The sequence below is a fragment of the Pseudomonas sp. SIMBA_068 genome (assembly GCF_046534705.1).
In the GTDB taxonomy this organism is placed as follows: Bacteria; Pseudomonadota; Gammaproteobacteria; order Pseudomonadales; family Pseudomonadaceae; genus Aquipseudomonas; species Aquipseudomonas putida.
Window position 1 is genome coordinate 1 of sequence record NZ_JAWRYI010000531.1, and the last position, 271, is coordinate 271.

Sequence of the window (271 nt, forward strand, 5' to 3'; positions counted from 1 at the left end):
GCAGATCCGTTTTTCGCCTTTTGAACCCGCCACGCCGTTTACGCTGCGCTTCTACTCGGCGGCGCAAAACGCATGTTGGGCGGTAAAACTGGCACACGATGGCGCGTTATCCCTCAATCAATGTGATGAGAGGATGCGATGAAGCGCGGATTTACCTTGCTGGAAGTGATGCTCGCGCTGGCGATTTTTGCGCTGGCTGCCACGGCGGTGTTACAGATTGCCAGCGGCGCGCTGAGTAATCAGCACGTTCTTGAGGAAAAAACGGTAGCGG

The 271-nt window shown here is 56.1% G+C and carries 1 protein-coding gene; it reads left to right on the plus strand.

The genetic code is table 11. The annotated features are described in order from the left end of the window. Positions 1–138: 138 nt before the first annotated feature. Positions 139–271: prepilin-type N-terminal cleavage/methylation domain-containing protein (locus SB756_RS30265; protein ID WP_410913261.1), on the plus strand; the 133-nt coding region annotated here is incomplete at its 3' end.